Source organism: Oerskovia rustica, from assembly GCF_014836555.1.
Taxonomy (GTDB): domain Bacteria; phylum Actinomycetota; class Actinomycetes; order Actinomycetales; family Cellulomonadaceae; genus Oerskovia; species Oerskovia rustica.
Window position 1 is genome coordinate 15238 of the sequence record NZ_JACSQQ010000034.1, and the last position, 23924, is coordinate 39161.

General features: G+C 72.7%; 17 protein-coding genes. All 17 read left to right on the forward strand.

Annotated features, from left to right (window positions below):
* Positions 1 to 362: 362 nt before the first annotated feature.
* The 17 genes from ileS (at position 363) to H9652_RS16215 (ending at position 23732) form a co-directional block, all read left to right on the forward strand.
* Positions 363 to 3746, forward strand: a complete 3384-nt coding sequence (ileS, locus tag H9652_RS16135; protein ID WP_191797295.1) for an isoleucine--tRNA ligase — start codon at positions 363 to 365, stop codon at positions 3744 to 3746.
* Complete coding sequence (locus H9652_RS16140) at positions 3743 to 5191, forward strand: bifunctional folylpolyglutamate synthase/dihydrofolate synthase (RefSeq protein WP_404822050.1); 1449 nt, start codon at positions 3743 to 3745, stop codon at positions 5189 to 5191. The genes ileS and H9652_RS16140 overlap by 4 nt, the downstream gene beginning before the upstream one ends.
* 237 nt (positions 5192 to 5428) lie before the next feature.
* The gene (gene dhaK / locus H9652_RS16145; protein ID WP_191790569.1) at positions 5429 to 6424 is read left to right on the forward strand and encodes a dihydroxyacetone kinase subunit DhaK; all 996 of its coding nucleotides are present in this window, start codon (positions 5429 to 5431) and stop codon (positions 6422 to 6424) included.
* An 86-nt stretch (positions 6425 to 6510) separates the two neighbouring features.
* Positions 6511 to 7155, forward strand: coding sequence for a dihydroxyacetone kinase subunit DhaL (gene dhaL, locus H9652_RS16150; RefSeq protein ID WP_191797297.1), 645 nt, complete (start codon positions 6511 to 6513; stop codon positions 7153 to 7155).
* A gap of 7 nt (positions 7156 to 7162) precedes the next feature.
* The gene (gene dhaM, locus H9652_RS16155) at positions 7163 to 7924 is read left to right on the forward strand and encodes a dihydroxyacetone kinase phosphoryl donor subunit DhaM (protein ID WP_191797299.1); all 762 of its coding nucleotides are present in this window, start codon (positions 7163 to 7165) and stop codon (positions 7922 to 7924) included.
* A gap of 111 nt (positions 7925 to 8035) precedes the next feature.
* Complete coding sequence (locus H9652_RS16160; protein WP_191797301.1) at positions 8036 to 8668, forward strand: TetR/AcrR family transcriptional regulator; 633 nt, start codon at positions 8036 to 8038, stop codon at positions 8666 to 8668.
* 96 nt (positions 8669 to 8764) lie between these two features.
* Entirely contained in the window at positions 8765 to 10495 is a 1731-nt protein-coding gene (locus H9652_RS16165) for an MDR family MFS transporter (protein ID WP_191797303.1), read from the forward strand.
* A gap of 10 nt (positions 10496 to 10505) precedes the next feature.
* Positions 10506 to 11012 carry a DUF4233 domain-containing protein gene (locus tag H9652_RS16170; protein ID WP_318244218.1) on the forward strand — a complete coding sequence of 169 codons (507 nt, stop codon included), beginning with the start codon at positions 10506 to 10508 and terminating at the stop codon, positions 11010 to 11012.
* 23 nt (positions 11013 to 11035) lie between these two features.
* A complete protein-coding gene (ndk, locus tag H9652_RS16175; RefSeq protein WP_138824817.1) occupies positions 11036 to 11500 on the forward strand; it encodes a nucleoside-diphosphate kinase in 465 nt (154 codons plus the stop codon).
* A gap of 229 nt (positions 11501 to 11729) precedes the next feature.
* A complete protein-coding gene (gene smc, locus H9652_RS16180) occupies positions 11730 to 15305 on the forward strand; it encodes a chromosome segregation protein SMC (RefSeq protein ID WP_191797305.1) in 3576 nt (1191 codons plus the stop codon).
* A gap of 168 nt (positions 15306 to 15473) precedes the next feature.
* A complete protein-coding gene (locus H9652_RS16185; protein WP_191797307.1) occupies positions 15474 to 15896 on the forward strand; it encodes a hypothetical protein in 423 nt (140 codons plus the stop codon).
* Positions 15897 to 15945: 49 nt separating this feature from the next.
* Positions 15946 to 17115, forward strand: coding sequence for a signal recognition particle-docking protein FtsY (gene ftsY / locus H9652_RS16190; RefSeq protein ID WP_191797309.1), 1170 nt, complete (start codon positions 15946 to 15948; stop codon positions 17113 to 17115).
* A gap of 193 nt (positions 17116 to 17308) precedes the next feature.
* Positions 17309 to 18616, forward strand: a complete 1308-nt coding sequence (locus H9652_RS16195; RefSeq protein WP_191797311.1) for an ammonium transporter — start codon at positions 17309 to 17311, stop codon at positions 18614 to 18616.
* Positions 18613 to 18951, forward strand: coding sequence for a P-II family nitrogen regulator (locus tag H9652_RS16200; RefSeq protein WP_191797313.1), 339 nt, complete (start codon positions 18613 to 18615; stop codon positions 18949 to 18951). The genes H9652_RS16195 and H9652_RS16200 overlap by 4 nt, the downstream gene beginning before the upstream one ends.
* 79 nt (positions 18952 to 19030) lie before the next feature.
* Positions 19031 to 20863 (forward strand): [protein-PII] uridylyltransferase, encoded by a 1833-nt coding sequence (locus H9652_RS16205; RefSeq protein WP_191797315.1) that lies wholly within the window; start codon positions 19031 to 19033, stop codon positions 20861 to 20863.
* 10 nt (positions 20864 to 20873) lie between these two features.
* The gene (ffh, locus tag H9652_RS16210) at positions 20874 to 22496 is read left to right on the forward strand and encodes a signal recognition particle protein (RefSeq protein WP_138824811.1); all 1623 of its coding nucleotides are present in this window, start codon (positions 20874 to 20876) and stop codon (positions 22494 to 22496) included.
* A gap of 117 nt (positions 22497 to 22613) precedes the next feature.
* Positions 22614 to 23732, forward strand: coding sequence for an amidohydrolase family protein (locus H9652_RS16215; protein ID WP_191797317.1), 1119 nt, complete (start codon positions 22614 to 22616; stop codon positions 23730 to 23732).
* Positions 23733 to 23924: the final 192 nt, after the last annotated feature.

Consider the following 23924-nt stretch of genomic DNA (forward strand, 5'->3'; position numbering starts at 1 on the left):
ACCTGACGAGGGGTGGGTCCCGGCGCCGCGCGGCGCCGGGACCCACCCGTCCGCGGGCCGACCGGCCTCGGCGCGCTCGCGGGGACGGCGCGTTATCATGGGGCCACAGGCATCGACCCGGCCATCACCGGTGAGCCTCCGGAAGAACAGGTCCCGCCGCGCGGGACCCCAGTAGAACCGGACGGGTAGGCCCGTCACAGCCGTGTCGAGCGGTCGCCGCTCGGGCGCTCACGGTGCCCGACGACGGCAAGCGGGGTGGTACCGCGGCTCGCCTTCTCCCTCGGGAACCAGGGAAGGGTGGTCGTCCTCGCACGAGCACGTCCCGGACCACCGCCTGCCACTCACGATGGAGCCACTGAGCCATGGCCTACCCTCTGCACCGCACCGACGACACCGCCCCTGACGGTCAGGGCCACCAGATCCCCGCCAGCCCCAACCTGCCCGCGCTCGAGCGTGGCGTGCTGTCGTACTGGTCCAAGGACGACACGTTCCGTGCGTCGATCGAGCACCGCGAGGCGGGCCAGGACGGCGACAACGAGTTCGTCTTCTACGACGGCCCTCCGTTCGCGAACGGCCTGCCGCACTACGGCCACCTCCTGACGGGCTACGCCAAGGACGTCGTGCCGCGCTACATGACGATGCGTGGCAAGCGCGTCGAGCGCCGCTTCGGCTGGGACACGCACGGCCTGCCGGCCGAGCTCGAGGCCGAGCGCGTGCTGGGCATCACCGACAAGTCCCAGATCGAGGCCATGGGCATCGCCGCGTTCAACGAGGCCTGCCGCGAGTCCGTGCTCAAGTACACGGACGAGTGGAAGGAGTACGTGACGCGTCAGGCGCGCTGGGTCGACTTCGCGAACGACTACAAGACGCTCGACATCACGTTCATGGAGTCGGTCATCTGGGCGTTCAAGCGCCTGTACGACAAGGGGCTCGCGTACGAGGGCTACCGCGTGCTGCCGTACTGCTGGCGCGACGAGACCCCGCTGTCGAACCATGAGCTGCGCATGGACGACGACGTGTACCAGTCGCGTCAGGACCCGGCGCTCACGGTCGGGTTCCGCCTCTCCGGCGACGCCGTGGACGGCGGCGCCTCTCCGGCCGCCGGTGCGCTCGTCCTCGTGTGGACCACGACCCCTTGGACGCTGCCCTCGAACCTGGCGGTCGCCGTCGGGCCGGACGTCGACTACGTCGTGGTGCGCGCCGGTGCCGGCTCGGCCGTGGCCGGCGACACGGTCGTGCTCGCGGCCGCCCGGCTGGGCGCCTACACCAAGGAGCTCGGGGAGGACGCCGAGGTCCTGGCGACCGTCAAGGGCGCCGACCTGGCGGGCCTGCGCTACACCCCGGCCTTCGACTACTTCACGGACCGTTCGGCCGAGGGCTGGCCGAACGCGCACCAGGTGCTCGTGGCCGACTTCGTGACGACCGAGGACGGCACGGGCATCGTCCACCTGGCGCCCGCCTTCGGTGAGGACGACATGGCCGTGTGCGACGCCGCGGGCATCGTGCCCGTCGTGCCCGTCGACGCCCGTGGGCGTTTCACCAACGCGGTCCCCGACTACGCGGGCGAGCAGGTCTTCGACGCCAACCCCAAGGTCATCAAGGACCTCAAGGAGGGCACCGGCCCGCTCGCACGCGTCGAGGCCGCCGCGCGCGCCGTCGTGCTGCGCCACGAGACCTACCAGCACTCCTACCCGCACTGCTGGCGCTGCCGGAACCCCCTGATCTACAAGGCGGTCTCGAGCTGGTTCGTGCGCGTGACCGAGTTCCGCGACCGCATGGTCGAGCTCAACCAGGACATCACGTGGACGCCCGAGCACATCCGCGACGGCCAGTTCGGCAAGTGGCTCGCGGGCGCGCGCGACTGGTCGATCTCGCGCAACCGCTACTGGGGCACGCCCATCCCCGTGTGGGTCTCGGACGACGCGAACTACCCGCGCATCGACGTCTACGGCTCGATCGCCGAGCTCGAGGCGGACTTCGGCGTGCCCGTCACGGACCTGCACCGCCCGTTCATCGACGACCTGACGCGCCCCAACCCGGACGACCCCACCGGGAGGTCCGTCATGCGCCGCATCCCCGACGTCCTGGACGTGTGGTTCGACTCGGGCTCGATGCCGTTCGCACAGGTGCACTACCCGTTCGAGAACGCCGACTGGTTCGAGCACCACTACCCGGGCGACTTCATCGTCGAGTACATCGGCCAGACCCGCGGCTGGTTCTACACGCTGCACGTCCTGGCCACGGCCCTGTTCGACCGACCGGCGTTCCGCTCGGCCGTCTCGCACGGGATCGTGCTCGGCTCCGACGGGCGCAAGATGAGCAAGTCCCTGCGCAACTACCCGGACGTCTCCGAGGTCCTGGACCGCGACGGCTCCGACGCGATGCGCTGGTTCCTCATGAGCTCGCCCATCCTGCGTGGCGGGAACCTCATCGTGACCGAGGAGGGCATCCGCGACTCGGTGCGCCAGGTGCTGCTGCCGCTGTGGAGCACCTACTACTTCTTCACGCTCTACTCGAACAACGCCGCCGACGGCGCGGGGTACACCGCGAAGCGTGTGGCCCCCGAGCGCGTCGCGGACCTCCCGGCCCTCGACCGCTACCTGCTGGCCCGCACGCACGACCTGGTCGAGACCGTGACGACCCAGCTCGACGCGTACGACATCGCCGGGGCGTGCGAGGCGGTGCGCGAGCACCTCGACGTGCTGACCAACTGGTACGTCCGCACGCAGCGCGACCGCTTCTGGGACGAGGACGCGGACGCGTTCGACACGCTGTGGACGGCCCTCGAGGTCCTCACGCGGGTCACGGCGCCGCTCGCGCCGCTGCTCGCGGAGGAGGTCTGGCGCGGGCTCACGGGCGGGCGCAGCGTGCACCTGACCGACTGGCCGAGCGTCACGGCGCAGGAGCCGTCCGAGACCTCCGCCGACTCGCTCGCGGGCGTCCTGGTCGCCGACGACGCGCTCGTCGCCTCGATGGACCTCGTCCGCTCGGTGGCCTCGCTCTCGCTCGGGCTGCGCAAGGCGCACTCGCTGCGCGTGCGCCAGCCGCTGAGCACGCTGACCGTCGTGACCGAGGACCCGGCAGCGCTCACGCCCTACGCCGACCTGCTGGCCCGCGAGCTCAACGTCAAGACCGTGCGGTTCCTCGACCTGGAGTCGGGCGCGGCGGACGAGTTCGGCGTCTCGCAGAAGCTCACGGTCAACGCGCGGGCCGCCGGCCCGCGCCTGGGCCGCGGCGTCCAGGCGGTCATCAAGGCCGCCAAGGCGGGTGCGTGGCGCGTGGGCGACGACGGCTTCGTCGTCGTCGAGACGCCCGACGGCGACGTGCCGCTGCTCGGCTCGGAGTACGAGCTCACGACCGTGGTGCTCGCCGAGCAGGGCCACGACGAGGTCGACCCGGCGGCCCCGTCGATCGCGGCGGCCGTGCTGCCCACGGGCGGGTTCGTGGTCCTCGACCTCGAGCTGAACGACGCGCTCCTGGCCGAGGGGTACGCGCGCGACATCGTGCGCGAGGTCCAGGACGCCCGCAAGGCCGCCGGTCTCGACGTCTCCGACCGGATCGACCTGTCGCTCTCGGTGCCCGGCCCCTGGCAGGGCGCGGTCGAGGACCACCGCGAGCTCATCGCGGGCGAGACCCTCGCCGTGAGCGTCACGATCGACCTGTCGCCGACCGACGAGCGCCAGGTCCTCGTGACCAAGGCCTCCTCGGACGCCGGCGTGTCCGGGACGACGGAGGTGCAGGCGTGAGCGGCATCCGCCTGGGTCGGGGCGCCGGCGAGCGTCCCGGGGACAAGGACGCGCGGCGCCCCGGCGGCGCCGCGCACCAGCGCACGGCCGAGGAGACCGCAGCGCTCGAGGACCTGGCCACGGTGTACGCGCACATCATGGACCGGGCCCCCGAGCACGACATCGACCCGACGCTCGACCGCGTGCAGCGGGTCCTCGAGCTCCTGGGCGACCCCCAGAAGGCGTACCGGACCGTCCACATCACGGGGACCAACGGGAAGACGTCGACCTCGCGCATGGTCGAGCGGCTCGTGCGCGAGCACGGCCTGCGCACCGGACGATTCACGAGCCCGCACCTGACGTCGGTCACCGAGCGCATCGCGATCGACGGCGAGCCGGTGAGCCCGGCGCGCTTCGTCGAGATCTGGGAGGACGTCGCGCCGTACGTCGGCGTGGTCGACCGCGAGTCGCAGGAGGCAGGCGGGCCGCGGCTGAGCTTCTTCGAGGTGCTCACGGTCATGGCCTTCGCCGCGTTCGCCGACGCCCCCGTGGACGTCGCGGTCGTCGAGGTCGGCATGGGCGGCAGCTGGGACTCGACCAACGTCGTGGACGGCGACGTCGCGATCGTGACGCCCGTCTCGATCGACCACACGCGCTGGCTCGGCCACACGATCGAGGAGATCGCGACCGAGAAGGCCGGGATCGTCAAGGAGGGCGCGGTCGTGGTGCTCGCCGAGCAGAGCGACGTGGCCGAGGCCATCGTGATCGAGGCGGCGGCCGCCAAGGGCGCCCGCGTGCTGCGCGAGGGCCAGGACATCGCGGTCGCCGGACGCACGCCCGCGGTCGGGGGACAGGTCGTCGACCTGCGCACCCCGGCCGGCCTGTACACGCAGATCTTCCTGCCCATGATCGGCGAGCACCAGGCGCACAACGCCCTGCTCGCCCTCTCGGCGACCGAGGCGCTGCTCTCGGGCGGCCGGGCGCTCGACGGCGGGGTCGTCGAGGCCGCGTTCGGCGACGTGTCCTCGCCCGGTCGTCTCGAGGTCCTGCGGTCCAGCCCGACCGTGATCGTCGACGCAGCCCACAACCCCGCGGGCGCCGAGGCGCTCGTCGCGGCCGTCGACGAGGCGTTCGAGTTCGAGCGGCTCATCGGGGTCGTCGCGATCATGGGCGACAAGGACTCCGAGCAGATCCTGTCGGTGCTCGAGCCCGTGCTCGCCGAGATCGTCGTGACGCGCAACTCGGCCGAGCGGTCGGCCGACCCGGCGGACCTCGCCGAGATCGCGATCGACGTGTTCGGGGAGGACCGGGTCCACTCCGCCGAGCGGCTCGACGAGGCTCTCGCGATCGCGGTCGACCTGGCCGAGCGCGACGACTCGGTCGGCGTCGGCGTCGGGACCGGGGTCCTCGTGACCGGGTCCGTGATCACCGCGGCCGACGTGCGGATCCTGCTCGGGCGCGGCTGACCCCTCCCGCACGACCACGACGCAGGAAGCCCCTCGGACGAGGGGCGCCCTGCGTCGTCGGGCGGGCGTCACTCCCGAGGCCGAGGCCTCCCACCCTGCGACGGCCCGGCTCCCTGCGTGCCGCGTTCCGCGCGGGGGTGTTTGATGGGGGGACGGGCACCGGGGGCACGCGTCACCGGTGCGCGAGCAGTGCACGCGGCCACCCGGTGCCGCAGCAGTCCGACGAAGGGATGCGCCATGAAGAAGCTGCTCAACGACCCGCAGGACGCGGTGACGGAGTCGCTCGACGGGTTCGAGCTGGCCCACGCCGACCTGGTCGAGGTCCACCGCGCGCCGCTGTACGTCTCGCGCGCGGGTGGCGCGGTGCCCGGCAAGGTCGGGCTCGTCAGCGGGGGCGGCGCGGGGCACGAACCCCTGCACGCGGGCTTCGTGGGTGCCGGGATGCTCGACGCCGCAGTGCCCGGCGCGGTGTTCACCTCGCCCACGCCGGACCAGATCGTGCCGGCGATCCTCGGCGCCGACTCGGGCGCGGGCGTGCTCGCGATCGTCAAGAACTACACGGGCGACGTGCTCAACTTCGAGACCGCGCTCGAGCTCGTCGAGGCCGAGGGCACGCAGGCCGCGAGCATCCTCGTCAACGACGACGTCGCGGTCGAGGACTCGCTCTACACCGCAGGGCGTCGCGGTGTGGCCGGGACGGTCGCGGTCGAGAAGATCGCCGGGGCCGCCGCGGACCGCGGGGACGACCTGGGCAAGGTCACCGAGATCGCCGGCCGGGTCGTCGCCAACGTCCGCTCCATGGGGGTCGCGCTGAGCGCCTGCACCGTGCCGCACGTGGGCAAGCCCAGCTTCGACCTCGGCGACGACGAGATCGAGATCGGCATCGGGATCCACGGCGAGCCGGGCCGTCACCGCATCCCCCTGGCCTCCGCGGACGAGATCACGGGCATGCTCGTCGACGCCGTCGCGGAGGACCTGCGGCTCGAGGGCGGCGAGCGAGTGTTGCTGTTCGTTAACGGTATGGGCGGTACGCCCCAGTCCGAGCTCTACGTCGTCTATCGTCAGGCGAGGAGGCTGCTCGAGGCGCGCGGCGTGGCGGTCACCCGCTCGCTCGTGGGCAACTACGTCACCTCGCTGGAGATGCAGGGGGCCTCGGTCACCGTGCTCCGGCTGGACGACGAGCTGACCGCGCTCTGGGACGCGCCCGTGCACACCGCCGCTCTGCGGTGGTGACTCCGGCCGACCCCCGAGAGCCGGGGGACGGCGCAACCGGGGCGGTTCTCGCGGAACCGCCCCGGACAGTAGGGAAAGGGCGATTGATGACGCTGGACGTTGCGTGGGCTGTGCGCTGGATGAGGGATACCGCGACGATGATCGTGTCGGCGCGGGACGAGCTCACCGAGCTGGACCGTCAGATCGGCGACGGTGACCACGGCGAGAACCTGAACCGAGGGTTCCAGGCGGTCGTCGCCAAGCTGGACGGGCTGGAGGCCGAGCCCGCGCAGATCGGCGACGTGCTCAAGCTCGTGGCGACCACGCTCATGTCCTCGGTCGGAGGCGCGTCGGGGCCGCTCTACGGCACCGCGTTCCTGCGCGCGGCAAAGGTCACGGGACTGGCGGAGCTCGACTCCTCGGCCGTCGTCGCGCTGCTCGAGGGTGCGCTCGAGGGAATCACCGCGCGTGGCAAGGCCGCACCGGGGGAGAAGACCATGGTCGATGCCTGGCAGCCCGCGGTCGACGCCGCGGTCGCCGCGGCGGACTCCGGCGCGGCCCCCGTGGGCGTCCTCGAGGCTGCGCTCGCCGCGGCCGAGGCCGGCGCTCTCGCGACGGTCCCCCTGGTCGCGACCAAGGGACGGGCGAGCTACCTGGGCGAACGGAGCATCGGGCACCAGGACCCGGGGGCGACGTCGACCGTCGTGATCCTGCGGGCTGCGGTCGCGGCGGCCACCGCTCCCGGTGAATGATGTCCCGATGACTACCCCACAGCTCGGCGATCGCGCACGGATCGCCCTGGTGCTCGTGTCCCACTCGGCCCGCCTCGCGCAGGGGGCCGCCGAGCTCGCCGCGCAGATGGCTCCCGGCGTGCTGCTCCTGCCCGCGGGCGGCACGGACGACGGCAGCCTGGGGACGAGCTATGACGTGGTGTCGACCGCGGTCGACGGGGGACTCGTGGGGACCGACGGGGTCGTGGTGCTCGCCGACCTGGGGTCGGCCGTCATGACGATCGAGTCGGTCATCGAGCTCGACGACTCGCTCGAGGGCCGGGTCGTCCTCGCGGACGCCCCGTTCGTCGAGGGGGCCGTCGCCGCGGCCGTCACGGCGCACGGCGGGGGCAGCCTCGCCGAGGTGCTCGCCTCGGCCGAGGCCGCCGGCAGCACCTTCGCGCAGAGTGCGGCCGGAGCCGGGGGAGGGTTCGTCCCCGCCGCCGGACCGGCCGACCAGCTCGCCGGCGCCGCGGGCATCGAGGACGACTCGCCCGGCGCCCCGCGCGCGGTCACGCTGCGCAACCCGCTCGGCCTGCACGCCCGTCCGGCGGCGATCCTCGCCCGGCTCGTCGCGGGCTACGACGCGAAGGTCACCATCAACGGGGTCAACGCCGCGAGCGTGCTCGAGATGATGAAGCTGGGCGCGACCGGCGGGCGAGAGCTCGTGATCGCGGCCGAGGGGCGTCAGGCGAACGAGGCCCGGGACGCGGCGCTCGCCGCGGTCGAGGGGGGCTTCGGCGAGGTCTGACGCCCTGGTTCGTCGCCCGCCCCGATCGCGGGTGACGAGCGCCCGCCCGTGACCGGCGTCACGTGAATACTGCATTGCCTGCAAAGTTGCACGACATGTAATGTTGCGGCTGTGCAGAACCTTGTCGAGCCCTCCGCAGCCCCCACGGGTCTGCGCGAGCGCAAGAAGCGCGAGCGCCGTGAGGCGCTCATCGACGCCGCCCAGACCCTCGTGCTCGAGCGGGGCCTGGACGACGTCACGGTCGAGGACGTCTGCACCTCGATCGGCGTCTCGACACGGACGTTCTTCAACTACTTCGCGTCGAAGGACGACGCGGTGCTCGGGGTCGAGGACTTCTCCCCGTCGCCCGACGCCGTCGCCGTCTTCGTCGCTGGCGGCCCCACGGGGGACCTCCTGGACGACCTCCAGGCGCTCGTCACCGACCTGCTCGCCCACCAGGTGATGTCCCTCGACCGCGTGCACCGGGCGATCAGGCTCGTCGAGCGCGAGCCCCGGCTCCTCGCCCGCCACATGTGGTGGATCGAGAACCTGCGCACGGGACTCGTCGGCGTGTTCGACCGCCGCCGCGCCGACCACCCCTTCGTCCCCGAGCCCGAGCTGCTCGCCATGGTCGTGATGAGCCTCCTGCGCACCACGACCCTCGAGTGGGAGCGCCTCGGGCGCACGGGCGAACCGGTCGACCACCTCGGCTCGGTCGTCACCCAGCTCCGGGCTCTCGTCCGTCCGGGGTCCGCGCCGGACTGACCGCGCGTACCTCGCACCACCCCTCTCGCTCCCACCTCTTCGCACCCGCGGTCCGCGTCCGCCGGGTGGCTCCCCACCGACCTGAACGGATTCCTCATGCCCACCTCCCGCTCCACGACGTCGGCCCCGGCCGGGGCCGGCGCGTCTCCCACGGAGAGCGGCAAGCCGCTCATCGTGCTGACGCAGCGCACCGTCTGGCTGATCTTCGGCGCGCTCATGGCCTCGATGTTCCTGTCCTCGCTCGACCAGTCGATCGTCGGCACCGCGATGCCGACCATCGTCGGCGAGCTGCACGGGGTCGAGCACCAGGGCTGGGTCATCACGGCCTACATCCTGGCGATCGCGATCGTCATGCCCCTCTACGGCAAGTTCGGCGACCTGTGGGGCCGTCGCTGGCCGTTCCTCGTCGCGATCGGCCTGTTCACGATCGCCTCAGCGGGGGCGGGCTTCGCCCAGACGTTCCCCGAGCTCGTCGCGTGGCGCGCCGTCCAGGGGCTCGGCGGCGGTGGCCTCATGATCCTGTCGCAGGCCATCATCGCGGACATCGTCCCGGCCAAGGACCGCGGCAAGTACATGGGCCCCATGGGTGCCCTGTTCGGCATCGCGGCCGTGATCGGCCCGCTGCTCGGCGGCTGGTTCACCGAGGGACCGGGCTGGCGCTGGGCCTTCTGGATCAACGTCCCGATCGGCATCGCGGCGTTCCTCGTCGCATGGTTCACGCTCAAGCTCCCGAGCCACCGTTCGGGACGCAAGATCGACGTCGCGGGCATCTTCTTCCTCGTCGTCGGGACGTCCGGGATCGTCCTGCTCACGAGCTGGGAGTCGCTGACCTCCAGCCGGGGCTACGACTGGTCCGACCCCAAGCTCCTGGGCATGGTCGCCGCGACCCTCGCGTCGATCGTCCTGTTCATCGTGGTCGAGCGGCGTGCGGAGGAGCCCCTCCTGCCGCTGCACCTCTTCAAGAACCGCACGTTCACCATCGCGACGCTCATCGGCCTCGTGCTCGGCATGGGCATGTTCTCCGCGCTGGCGTTCCTGCCGACGTTCCTGCAGATGTCGACCGGTGCGGGCGTGACCGAGTCCGGCTTCCTCATGCTGCCCATGATGGTCGGTGTCATGCTCACGGCGATCGGGTCCGGGTTCGCGATCACCAAGACGGGCCGCTACAAGATCTACCCCGTCGCGGGCCTCGCGATCACGACCGCGGGCATCATCTGGCTCACGACGATCACGGGCGACATGTCCATGGTCCTGTTCGGCGCCATGATCTTCGTGATGGGTGCCGGCATGGGGCTCGTCATGCAGACCATCGTGCTGGCCGTCCAGAACTCCGTGGACCCCCACGAGATCGGGACCGCGACGAGCGCGAACAACTTCTTCCGCGAGATCGGTGCAGCCGTGGGCACCGCGCTCTTCAGCACGATCTTCACGACGCGGCTGTCGGCCAACCTCGCGGAGGTCATCCCCGGCGGCGCGGCCACGGGTGGGGGAGAGGCGTCGAGCCTGACCCCTGCCGCGGTCCAGGCCCTCCCGGAGCCCGTCAAGACGGGCGTGATCGACGCCTTCACGAACGCTCTCGCCCCGGCGTTCTGGTACCTGGTCCCGCTCGTCGTCGTCGGCTTCGTGCTCGCGCTGTTCCTCAAGGAGGTCAAGCTCTCGGGCGAGGCCGGCATGGTCGCTCGCGGCGAGGCGATCGCCGACCCGAAGGGTGAGCTCGTCGAAGGCGCGCCGGACGCCCCGGTGCGCGACGCCGTCGGGCCGGACGGTGCGAGCATCCCCGCGGAGGACGACCCGACGGGCGCCTCCGCCGGCAGCACGCGCCGGTAAACTGAGCCGCGTGAGCTCCACCATCGAACCGGCCGACAAGCCGGCAGAGCAGGCCCGGCCCGCCGCGTCCGCCGCCCCCTCGGGCGAGGACGTGGCGGGCCCGCCCCGCATCAAGGCCAAGAAGTCCGCGAAGATCCAGTTCACGTCGACGACGCTGCTGCTCGAGGCCTTCCTCGTGCTGTTCGCGACCCTCGTCGCGTACGGGCTGCGGACCGTGCCCTACGCGTGGCCGGACCGGATGCAGGTGCCCTCGGGCCCGGCGATCTGGATCGTGGGCGGGACGCTCATGGTCGTGCTGATCCTGCTCAGCCGCATGGTCGGCGGGCCGGGCGGGTACGTCGCGGGCTCGGTCGTGCAGCTCCCCGTGATCGCGTGCGGCTTCGCGGTGCCGCTGATGTTCCTGGTCGGAGGCATCTTCGTGGTCCTGTGGATCGTGTCGCTGCGTCTCGGCGGACGGATCGACCGCGAGCGCGCCGCGTACGACGCCGAGCACCCGGAGACCGCACCGAACATGTGAGCGCGGCCGGTAGGGTCGTGCGCATGACTGATGTTGCAGCCCCCGTCGTCGCCGACGCGCTCTCCGAGACCATCGAGCGCACCCTCGTCCTCGTCAAGCCCGACGGCGTCCGTCGCGGCCTGTCGGGAGAGATCCTCCGCCGCGTCGAGGCCAAGGGGTACACCCTGGCCGCCGTCCAGCTCCTGGACGCCACCCCTGAGCTCCTCGCGGCGCACTACGCCGAGCACGAGGGCAAGCCGTTCTTCGCCCCGCTCGTCGACTTCATGCTCTCCGGCCCGATCCTCGCGGTCGTCGCCGAGGGGCAGGGCGTCATCCCGGGCTTCCGCTCGCTGGCCGGCACGACCGACCCGACGGCAGCCGCCCCCGGCACCATCCGTGGTGACCTGGGCCGCGACTGGGGCCTGAAGGTCCAGCAGAACCTGGTCCACGGCTCGGACTCCCCGGAGTCCGCGGCCCGCGAGATCGCGCTCTGGTTCCCCGGTCTCTGAGCACCACCCGCACCACCTGCAGGCGCCCCCGTCGCCGGCCGGGGGGGCCGGTCTGCACCGGCGTGGAGCACAGGGAGGGGCGACGGTGGGGGCGCAGGTCGTGGCTGGCCTGGCGGGAGGTCGCGAGGGACGAGCGGCCGGACGGAAGTACCGGGCCCCCACCCTCGTCCTTGCCCTCAGCCCCACCACCTCCCCGTCTCACCCGCAGATCCGCACTAGGCTCTGACCCGTGCACCTCAAGACCCTGACCCTCCGCGGGTTCAAGTCGTTCGCGTCGGCGACGACCCTGCGCTTCGAGCCCGGGGTGACGTGCGTCGTCGGGCCGAACGGTTCGGGCAAGTCGAACGTGGTCGACGCCCTGTCCTGGGTCATGGGCGAGCAGGGCGCCAAGTCGTTGCGCGGCGGCAAGATGGAGGACGTCATCTTCGCGGGCACGGCGGGACGCCCGCCGCTCGGCCGCGCAGAGGTGTCGTTGACGATCGACAACACGGACGGCGCGCTGCCGATCGACTACTCCGAGGTGACGATCTCCCGGACGCTGTTCCGCAACGGCGGGTCGGAGTACGCGATCAACGGGTCGTCGTGCCGGTTGCTGGACATCCAGGAGCTCCTCTCGGACTCGGGCATCGGGCGCGAGATGCACGTGATCGTCGGGCAGGGGCAGCTCGACGCGGTGCTGCGGGCGACGCCCGAGGAGCGTCGCGGCTTCATCGAGGAGGCCGCGGGGGTCCTCAAGCACCGCAAGCGCAAGGAGAAGGCGCTGCGCAAGCTCGACGCGATGCAGGCGAACCTCACGCGGCTCGGGGACCTGACGGCGGAGATCCGGCGCCAGCTGGGGCCCCTGGGCCGGCAGGCGCAGATCGCGCGCAAGGCGCAGGTCGTGCAGCGCGACCTGCGCGACGCGCGGGCGCGCCTGCTCGCGGACGACCTCGCGCAGCTCACGGCGACGCTCGAGCAGGAGATCGCGGACGAGTCGGCGCTGCGGGCGCGCCAGGCCGAGGTCGAGCGGTCGCTCGCCGCGGCCCGCGAGGCGCTGGGGTCGTTGGAGACGCAGGCTGCAGAGGCCGCCCCGGCCCTGGCCCAGGCGAGCGACGTCTGGTACCGGTTGTCGTCGCTCAAGGAACGCCTGGGCGGGACCCGCACGCTGGCCTCGGAGCGCCTGCGCCTGCTGGGGCGTCCGGAGACGGTCCAGCGGGGCCAGGACCCGAACGACCTCGACGCGCAGGCGGCCCGCGCCCGCGCCGCCGAGCAGGAGCTCGAGTCGGAGGTGGCGGTCGCACGGGCGACGCTCGAGTCGGCCGTGGCGGAGCGGACCGCGGTCGAGGCGCAGGCGCAGACGGCGGAGCGGGCGCTCGCGACGCTGCTGCGCGGTGCGGCGGACCGTCGCGAGGGACTGGCCCGGCTGGCGGGCCAGGTCGCGGCGCGCCGGTCCCGTGTCGAGGCCACCGAGGCCGAGATCGGGCGTCTGCGGGAGAGCCTCGCGGAGACCGAGCGGCGCGGGAACCAGGCGAACGTCGAGTTCGCGTCCCTCGAGACGCAGGTCGTGGGCGTCGAGGAGGGCGAGGAGGGCCTGGACGCCGAGCACGAGGAGGCGGCCGACGCCGTCGAGCGGACCGGGGCCGTCGTCACCGGGCTCCGCGCCGAGGAGCAGACCGCCGACCGTGACCGGGCGACGTGGAGCGCGCGCGTCGAGGCGCTCGAGATGAGCCTGGTCCGCAAGGACGGCGCGGGCGCGCTGCTGGCGGCTGACGGCGTGGCCGCGCTCGGGTCGTTGGCGGCGCTGCTGAGCATCGACGCGGGGTACGAGGACGCGATCGCGGCGGCGCTCGGTCCGGCCGCGGACGCCGTCGCGGTCGAGAGTCTCGAGGCAGCGGTCGACGCGCTGCGTCACCTGCGGCAGGAGGACGCGGGGCGGGCGAGCCTCGTGGTCGGCGGCGGCGCGCGTCCGTCGTCGGACGTGGGGGAGCGCACCCCCCTGCCCGACGGCGCCGCGTGGGCCGTGCGGGTCGTCACGCCTGCGCGCTCGGTCGCCGCGGCGGTCGAGCTCCTGCTCGACGGCGTCGTCGTCGTCGAGGACCTGGCGCAGGCGCGAGCGCTCGTGACGGCGTCGCCGCACGTCACCGCCGTGACCAAGGGCGGGGACCTGCTCGGGGCGCACAGCGCCTGGGGCGGCTCGGCGACCGCGCCGAGCGTGCTGCACCTGCAGGCGGCCCTGGACGAGGCCCAGGCGGCCCGGGACGACGCGGTCGCCCGCGGTGAGCGGACCCGGTTCGCGCTCGTCGGGGCGCTCGAGGAGGCCGAGGAGGCGCAGCAGCGCTACGACGCGACCCTGGAGCGGCTCAACGAGTCCGACGCCGCGCTGGCCGCCGTCGCCGAGCAGCTCGGGCACCTGGGGGCCACGGCCCGCGCGGCGGCGGCGGAATCGGCTCGCGTCCGGGCCAACCTGGAGCGGGCGCAGGCCACGTTGGTCGCCGAGCAGGCCGAGCTCGCGGGGCTGGTCGTGCGGCACGACGAGGCCGAGGCGGCTCCGGAGCAGACCGAGGAGTCCGTCGCGGCGGCCACCGCCGCGCGCGACGAGGCGAACGCCCTCGCGACGGCGACCCGTGCGGCAGAGACCGAGGCCCGTCTCGCGCTGCGGACGAGCGAGGAACGGGCGCGAGCCCTGACGGGACGCGCGCAGTCGCTGGCCCGGGCTGCCGCGACCGAGCGCGCGGCGCGCGAGCGGGCTGCGGCACGGGAGGCCGCCCGCGTGCGCCAGGCGGGCCGTGCTGAGGCCGTGCGCGACGGGGCCGAGGTGGCGCTGGCGGCGATCGACCGCTCGCTCGGACGGGCAGGTGACGAACGGGCCGCGGCCGAGGCGGCACGCGGCGAGCTGGACGCCGCCGTGACCGCTCGCCGGGCCGAGGTCGACGCGCTCGCCGGCCAGCTCCGTGAGCTCACCGACGTGGCGCACCGCGACGAGGTCGCCCGGACCCAGCAGCAGCTGCGGATCGAGCAGCTCCAGGAGCGCAGCGTCACCGAGCTCGGGCTGGACCCGGAGGTCCTGCTCGACGAGTTCGGCCCCGACCGCCCGGTCCCCGTGCTCGCCGAGGACGGCACGGTCCGCGAGGACGAGGACGGTGATCCCGTGACCGAGCCCTACGTGCGGGCGGCGCAGGAGAAGCGGCTGCGGTCCGCCGAGCGCGCCCTGGGGCAGCTCGGGAAGGTCAACCCGCTCGCGCTCGAGGAGTTCGCCGCGCTCGAGGAGCGGCACACGTTCCTCACGACCCAGCTCGCGGACCTCAAGAAGTCCCGGGCGGACCTGCTGGAGATCGTCCGCGAGATCGACGAGCGCGTCGAGCAGGTCTTCACCGAGGCGTACCACGACACCGCGGAGCAGTTCGTGCACGTGTTCGGACGGATGTTCCCGGGGGGTGAGGGGCGCCTGGTCCTGACCGACCCCGAGAACATGCTCACGACCGGTATCGAGGTCGAGGCCCGCCCGGCGGGCAAGAAGGTCAAGCGGTTGTCGCTGCTGTCCGGCGGCGAGCGCTCGCTGACCGCGGTCGCGCTCCTCGTCGCGATCTTCAAGGCCCGCCCGAGCCCGTTCTACGTCATGGACGAGGTCGAGGCCGCGCTCGACGACGTGAACCTGGGTCGCCTGCTCGAGATCTTCCGCGAGCTCCAGGAGGACTCGCAGCTCATCGTCATCACGCACCAGAAGCGGACGATGGAGATCGCGGACGCGCTGTACGGGGTCACGATGCGCGGGGACGGCGTGACCACCGTCATCAGCCAGCGGCTGCGTGACGAGGTCGGTGTGTGACGGACCTCTCGGATGGCGTCGCGCACCACCCCTCCCGCCGACCGGAGGGTGCAGGACCCGACGATCCGCACGATCCTGCGGGTTCCATGGTGTGAAGATGCTGTATCGATCCGCGGACTCGCCGGTCTCGTTCAGGGCTCGCCCGGTCGTCCCGGTGATACTTGTCGGATGCTCTGGATGTTCGTGTTCCTCGGGATCGCGCTCGTGGCGGCCGTCGTGGTCTTCCTGTTCGCGAGCGTCGTCACGCGCATCGACGACCGCAACGAGCAGCAGGGCCCCCCGGTCGGAATCCGCGGATTCTGGCGTGACTTCCGCTCGGGTCTGTCGAGCTGGCGCCGCAGGTCTGCCGACGACCGCGCTGCCGCGGCGTCCGCGGCACCCGTCGACACGGGCATGGAGGAGTTCTTCGCGGCGACGGAGGTCGCCGACCCCGCGTACATGGACGCCGACGAGATCACCGACGTCCTGCACCGCGCCCGGGAGCGGGCCGCGCACACGCTGCACGGCGCCACGGCGCGGCGCCCGCACACCGGAACCGTGCGCTCGGTCCCTGCGACCCCGCCGCCTGGGCCCACCGCCCACCAGGACTGAGTCGGTCTCGTCGCCCGCACGTCGCGCGCGGATTTGAGAGACTTCGACGGTGAACGATCTCCTCTGGCTCTGGATCACCCTCGCCGTCCTCGTCGTCGTCTCGGTCGGCCTCGTCGGTTTCCGCCGTCGCCCTGGGACGCGCGCGACCCTCCCGCCGCCCACCACGGGCACGACCCTGGACTCCGCGGAGGAGTCCGCCCAGGTGCCGGAGCGAGGGGGCGTGGCCACGGCAGAGGCTCCGACGGACCTCGAGGCCCCGCCCGCCGTCGAGGTACCCGAGGCCGTCGGTGGCCGCCTCGCCAGGCTGCGCGGTCGCCTGGCCCGGTCGGGGTCGCCGCTGGGCTCCAAGCTGCTCGCGGTGCTCTCGCGCGACCACCTGACCGAGGACGACTGGGACGAGCTCGAGGAGACGCTTCTCCTCGCCGACGTCGGGGCCGGCCCTGCGGGCGAGCTCATCGAGTCGCTCCGCACCCGCGTCCGGGTCCTGGGCGTCCGTGACCCGGCGAGCGTGCGCGAGCTGCTCCGCGAGGAGCTCGTCGCGCTCGTCGACCCGAGCCTCGACCGCTCCCTCGCCACGGCCCCGCAGACGGCCGAGGACGGGACCCGGCTCCCCGCCGTCGTGCTCGTCGTCGGGGTGAACGGCACGGGCAAGACGACGACCGTGGGCAAGCTCGCGCGCGTCCTGGTCGCGGAGGACCGCACCGTCGTGCTCGGCGCGGCCGACACGTTCCGGGCCGCCGCGGCCGACCAGCTCGAGACCTGGGGCGCCCGCGTCGGTGTGCGCACGGTGCGCTCCGACCGGGACGGTGCCGACCCGGCGGCCGTCGCGTTCGACGCCGTCCGCACGGGCCGCACGGAAGGCGTCGACGTGGTGCTCGTCGACACGGCCGGCCGTCTCCAGAACAAGGCGGGCCTCATGGACGAGCTGGGCAAGATCCGGCGCGTCATCACCAAGGAGGCGCCGCTCTCGGAGGTGCTCCTGGTCCTCGACGCCACGACGGGGCAGAACGGCCTCAACCAGGCGCGGGTCTTCGGCGAGATCGCCGGGGTCACGGGCATCGTGCTGACCAAGCTCGACGGCACCGCCAAGGGCGGGATCGTCGTCGCGGTCCAGCGCGAGCTGGGCGTGCCGGTCAAGCTCGTGGGCCTGGGCGAGGGGCCCGACGACCTGGCGCCGTTCGACCCGCAGGAGTTCGTCGACGGGCTCCTGGGCGACTGACCTCGCCGGGGGCGACCGCGTCCCGGGGGCAGGCGGCTCCCGGGACGGCCCGTCATCGACCGGGAAACGCAACGTTTACACACGAGTGCTCCCCGTTACACCTCCGTCACCCCGCGAGCGTCGCGGGGAAACCCCGCTGTCCGACTCTTGACCTGTCCGGCCGCCCGGCTGGCGAGGTGAGAGGCGACAGCGCATGCCATTCGAACTTGACACTGGAAACACGGCCTGGCTCCTGACGTCGGCCGCTCTGGTGCTGCTGATGACCCCGGCCCTGGCGTTCTTCTACGGCGGCATGGTCCGCGGCAAGAGCGTCCTGAACATGATGATGATGAGCTTCGGCGCGATCGCCGTCGTCGGGATCATCTGGGTCCTGTGGGGCTACTCGATGACCTTCGGGTCCGACGTGGCGGGCATCTTCGGCAACCCGACCGAGTTCTTCGGTCTGGCCCCCCTGACCGACGACGCGAACAGCCTCCTGGCAGGCAGCGGCGTCCCGGCCCTCGTGGCGGCAGGGTTCCAGGCCACCTTCGCGATCATCACGGTCGCCCTGATCAGCGGTGCGATCGCCGACCGTGCGCGCTTCGGCGCCTGGCTGGTCTTCGCGGGCGTCTGGGTCACGCTGGTCTACTTCCCGCTCGCCCACATGGTGTGGGGCGGAGGCATCCTCGGCGCCGGGGAGAACGGCATCGCCGCCGCGATCTACGGGGTGACCGACGGGATCGCCAACGTGGCCCCCATCGACTTCGCCGGTGGCACGGTCGTCCACATCAACGCCGGTGTCGCGGGCCTGGTGCTCGCGCTGATCATCGGCAAGCGCAAGGGCTTCGGCAAGGAGCCCATGCGTCCGCACAACCTCCCGTTCGTGATGCTGGGCGCAGCGCTCCTGTGGTTCGGCTGGTTCGGCTTCAACGCCGGTTCCGCGGGTGCTGCGAACGAGGTCGCCGGCCTGGCCTGGATCAACACCACGGTCGCGACGTGCGCCGCGATGGGTGCCTGGCTGCTGACCGAGCGGCTGCGTGACGGTCACGCGACCAGCCTGGGCGCTGCGTCGGGAGTCGTCGCGGGTCTCGTCGCCATCACGCCGGCGGCCGCCGCCGTCAACCCGATCGGCGCGATCGCCCTGGGTGTCGTCGCCGGCGTCCTGTGCGCCCTCGCGGTCGGCCTCAAGTACCGCTTCGGCTACGACGACTCGCTCGACGTGGTCGGGGTCCACCTCGTCGGCGGCCTGGTCGGCACGGTCCTGATCGGCCTGCTCGGCACGGACACGGGCCTGCTCTACGGCGGCGGGATCGACCAGCTGGTGATCCAGGTCGTCATCGCGCTGGCCGCCGTGGTCTTCTCCGGTGTGCTCACGTTCGTCATCGGGTTCGTCATCAAGGTGACGATGGGCTGGCGGATCAGCGAGGAGGCCGAGGTCGGCGGTATCGACCTGGCAGAGCACGGAGAGACCGCATACGAGACCATCGCGCAGGGTCGTGTCATCCAGGAGGTCAGGGCATGAAGCTCGTCACAGGAATCATCCAGCCGCACCGTCTCGACGACGTGAAGTCGGCGCTCGAGGCCGCAGGGGTCCGCGGCATGACCGTCAGCGAGGCCAGCGGCTACGGCCGGCAGAAGGGCCACACCGAGGTCTACCGCGGTGCCGAGTACACCGTGGACCTGGTCCCGAAGGTCCGCGTCGAGATCCTCGTGGACGACGAGGACGCGGCGACGGTCACGGAGGTCGTCGTCAAGGCGGCCCAGACGGGCCGGATCGGCGACGGGAAGGTGTGGACCATCACGGTCGACGACGTCGCACGGGTCCGGACGGGCGAGCACGGCGCGGGCGCCCTCTAGGACGGTCCGCACGGGCCGCATGGGCGGGCGGCACGAACGGTGGAGACGGCGCGACGCGGGTGACGGAGGCAGAGCCGAGATGACCGGTACGGCAGATGCAGGAAGCGCCCGCGACACCGACGAACCGACGGAGGCCCCGCACCCCCCTGGGGTGCGGGGCCTCCGGGCCGAGATGCTCGAGGTGGCCCGGGGGCTCAGCGGACCGGGAAGCTCGGGCGTGGCACGACGGTCGGCGGTCTGCACCCTGGTGACCGACCGGCTGCGGGCACTGTGGGACGAGGCGACCGCAGGCGAGAGCGTCGAGGGGATCGCGCTCGCCGCGGTCGGGAGCCTCGGGCGTGCGGACATGGGTCCGGTGAGCGACCTGGACCTCGTGCTCGTGCACGACGGGCGCGGCCACTCGGCCGAGCAGGTCACGGCGGTCGCCGAACGGCTCTGGTACCCCCTGTGGGACGCAGGGGTGGACCTCGACCACGCGGTGCGCTCGTTGTCGCAGTGCCGCCAGGTCGCGTCCAAGGACGTGCCCGCGGCCGTGGGCTGGCTCGACGTGCGAGCCGTCGCGGGGGACGCGCTCGTGGTCCACCGGGCCGCGTCGGCGGTCCTCACGGACTGGCGGTCGGCCTCACGGCGCCGGCTGCCCGAGCTGCTGTCCTCGATCAAGGAGCGGGCCGAGCGGTCGGGGGAGCTCGCGTACCTGATCGAGCCCGACCTCAAGGACGCGCGCGGCGGCATCCGGGACGCCGTGGTCCTGTCGGCGCTCGCGGCGACGTGGCTCACAGACCGTCCGCACGGGACGGTCGACCGCGCGTACGCGCACCTGCTCGACGTGCGCGACGCGGTCCAGGTCGTCACGGGTCGGCACACGAACCGGCTCCTGCTCGCGGACCTCGACGAGGTCGCGGCCATGAGCGGCTACGACGACCCCGACGAGCTCCTGGCGAGCCTCGCGGAGGCGGGCCGGGAGATCTCCTACGCCCTCGACACCACGGTCCGGCGGGCGCGCCAGGCGCTCCAGCGGCCGAGCGTCGCGCGGCGTCCGGTCCTGGTGCGGGGACGTCGTGCGGCGCCCCGGCTGCGGTCGGTCGGCGACGGGCTCGTCGAGCACGACGGCGAGCTGGTCCTCGCGATCGACGCGCACCCCGAGACCGACCCCCTGCTCGCGCTGCGCGCTGCGGCAACCGCGGCCCGCACGGGCCTGACCCTGTCGCCGGTGTCCGTGAGCAGCCTCGCGCACTGCCCGCCCCTGCCCGAGCCGTGGCCTGCTCTGGCACGGTCGGCATTCCTCTCTCTCCTGGGCAGCGGGCCCGCACAGGTCGCGGTGTGGGAGGCGCTCGACCTCGTGGGGGTCGTGACGGCCTGGATCCCGGAGTGGGCCGGGGTCCGCAACCGCCCGCAGCGCGCGGCGATCCACCGGCACACGGTCGACCGTCATCTGGTCGAGACCGTCGCGCGGGCAGCCCGGGACCGCAGGACCGTCGAGCGGGGCGACCTCCTGCTGCTCTCGGCGCTATTCCACGACATCGGCAAGCGCCGTGGCGCGCAGGCCCACTCGGAGGAGGGGGCGCGCCTCGTCCCGGGCATCCTGCGCCGCATGGGCTTCGGGGACGGGGTGCCCGACGACGTCGCGCGCCTCGTGCGTCATCACCTCACGTTGTCGCGGCTCGCCGTCTCGGCGGACCCGGACGACCCGGCGACGATCGCGGAGCTCGCCGCCGCCGTCGGGCACCGCCGCGACCTGCTCGACGTGCTGCGCGCGCTGACCGAGGCCGACTCCTCCTCGCTCGGACCGGCGGGCTGGACCGCGTGGCGCGCGCGCCTCGTGGACGACCTGACGGCCGCGACCCGGGCGACCCTGCCCGAAGGGCCGTCCCCGACCGGTAGGCTGGGGACTTCCCTGATTCACGAGCGGTAAGGATGACGCGGTGTTCGCCACGCTGTCAGATCGATTGACGTCGACCTTCAAGAACCTGCGGAGCAAGGGCCGTCTCTCCGAGGCGGACATCGACGCCACGATCCGTGAGATCCGGCGCGCGCTCCTCGACGCGGACGTCGCTGTGCCCGTCGTCAAGGACTTCACCGGTGCCATCCGGGACAGAGCCCTGTCGGCCGAGGTCTCCGGCGCGCTCAACCCTGCCCAGCAGGTCGTCAAGATCGTCAACGAGGAGCTCGTCGCGATCCTCGGCGGTGAGAGCCGCGGCCTGCGCCTGGCGAAGAACCCGCCGACCGTCATCATGCTCGCGGGCCTCCAGGGCGCCGGCAAGACGACCCTGGCGGGCAAGCTCGCGCTGCACCTGCGCGAGCAGGGGCACACACCGCTGCTCGTCGCGGCGGACCTCCAGCGCCCCAACGCGGTCAACCAGCTCTCGGTCGTGGGCGAGCGTGCCGGCGTGCCGGTCTACGCCCCGCTGCCGGGCAACCAGGGGTCGGAGGGCGAGTCGGGCACGAGCGTCGGCGACCCGGTCCAGGTAGCCCGCGACGGTGTGGAGACCGCGCGCCAGCGCCAGCACGACGTCGTGATCGTCGACACCGCAGGCCGCCTCGGCGTCGACGCCGAGCTCATGCGCCAGGCCGCGGACATCCGCGACGCCGTGAACCCCGACGAGATCCTCTTCGTCATCGACGCGATGATCGGTCAGGACGCCGTCGCGACGGCCAAGGCCTTCGAGGAGGGCGTCGACTTCACGGGCGTCGTCCTGTCGAAGCTCGACGGCGACGCCCGCGGTGGTGCCGCGCTGTCGGTCGCGCGCGTCACGGGCCGTCCGATCCTCTTCGCGTCGACCGGTGAGAAGCTCACCGACTTCGAGGCGTTCCACCCCGACCGCATGGCGTCGCGCATCCTCGACATGGGTGACGTGCTCACGCTCATCGAGCAGGCCGAGAAGGCGTTCGACGCCGACGAGGCCGCGAAGATGGCCGAGAAGGTCGCCAGCGGGCAGGACTTCACGCTCGCGGACTTCCTCGTCCAGATGCAGCAGATGAAGAACATGGGCTCCATGAAGAAGATGCTCGGCATGCTGCCGGGCATGGGGCAGATGCGTGAGGCGCTCGACAACTTCGACGAGCGCGAGGTCGACCGCATCGAGGCGATCATCCGCTCGATGACGCCGGGTGAGCGCGACAACCCCAAGATCATCAACGGGTCGCGACGTGCTCGCATCGCGCGAGGATCGGGCGTCACGACGAGCGACGTCAACCAGCTGCTCGACCGGTTCGCGGGCGCGCAGAAGATGATGCGCCAGATGAGCCGTGGCGGCGGCATGCCCGGCATGCCCGGCATGGGGAACCTGCCCGGCATGGGCGGCAAGAAGGCCCGCGGCCGTGTGGCACCGCCGCCCAAGGGGCGCAAGGCGAAGTCGGGCAACCCGGCCAAGCGCGCCGCGGAGGAGGCAGCCCGTCAGGCCCGTGCCCTCGGTGGTCCCGTGGCGCCACCGGCCGCCCCCGGTGCTGCGTTCGGCGCCCTGGGCGGTGCCAAGAGCGCGCAGAAGTCGCCCGACCCGGCTGATCTCCAGCTCCCGCCCGACCTGGAGAAGTTCCTGGGGCGCTAGCGCGCTAGGTTATGTCCTGCAGGTCACGGTGGCCCTCACCGTGACCTCCCTCCGTCCGTCCCGCCCCCGGTCCGTCAGGGGTCGGGCGAGCCCGACCGCCCGAGAACTGGGAGTCCGATGTCCGCGCTCGAAGGCCCCTCGCTGCACCTCCGGGGGCACATCCTCCTGGGAGACGACCGTGAGGTGTCCGACCTCTGGGTCAAGGACGGTCACGTCACGCTGACGCGGCCCTCGGCGCAGGGCACCAACATGCTGGCTCTCGAGGGATGGGTCCTGCCCGGCCTCGTCGACGTCCACTGCCACGTGGGCCTCGGCAAGGACGGCGCGGTCGACAACGCCACCGCCCAGGCGCAGGCGATCGCGGACCGCGACAGCGGTGCGCTCCTCCTGCGCGACGCCGGCTCGCCCCTGGACACGCGGTGGGTCCGGTCGCGGCGCGACCTGCCCCGTCTCGTGCGGGCCGGACGGCACATCGCGCGGCCCAAGCGCTACCTGCGCGGCTACGGCCTCGAGCTCGACGACGTCGCGCAGCTCCCGGACGCCGTGCGGCAGGAGGCGCGGGCCGGGGACGGCTGGGTCAAGCTCGTGGGCGACTGGATCGACCGCGACCTGGGCGCCGACGGCGACCTGCGACCGCTGTGGCCCCAGGACGTACTGACCGAGGCCGTGGCCGTCGCGCACGCCGAGGCCGCGCGGGTCACGGTGCACGCGTTCTCGAGCGAGGTCGTCCCGTCGCTGCTCGCCGCCGGGGTCGACTGCATCGAGCACGGCACGGGTATCCACCCCGACGACATGTACACGTTGTCCGAGCGCGGCATCGCCGTGACGCCCACGCTCCTGCAGATCAACGAGTTCGAGAACATCGCCCGCCAGGCCGACGCGAAGTACCCGCTCTTCGCGGCGCGCCTGCGCGACCTGCACGAGCGCCGCTACGAGCAGGTCCGCCAGCTCCACGAGGCGGGCATCCAGCTCCTCGTCGGCACGGACGCCGGCGGGACCATCGGCCACGGCCGGATCGCCGACGAGTGTGCCGAGATGGTCGCCGCCGGGGTCCCGGTCGCCGACGTGGTCGCTGCCGCGAGCTGGCAGGGACGCGAGTTCCTCGGGTACGGGGGACTCGTCGAGGGGTCGAGCGCGGACCTGATCGTGTACCCGGCGGACCCGCGGGAGAACATCGAGGTGCTGCGGCACCCGACTGCGGTGATCCTGCGCGGGGAGATCGTGGCGCCGCTCTGAGACGTGCGTCGCCTTCGTCGACGGGCGGTGGGCGTGGTCGCGGAGGGCTCGTGGCGCCGCTCTGAGACGTGCGTCGCCTTCGTCGACGGGCGGTGGGCGTGGTCGCGGAGGATTTGTGGCGCCGCTCTGAGACGTGCGTCGCCTTCGTCGACGGGCGGTGGGCGTGGTCGCGGAGGATTTGTGGCGCCGCTC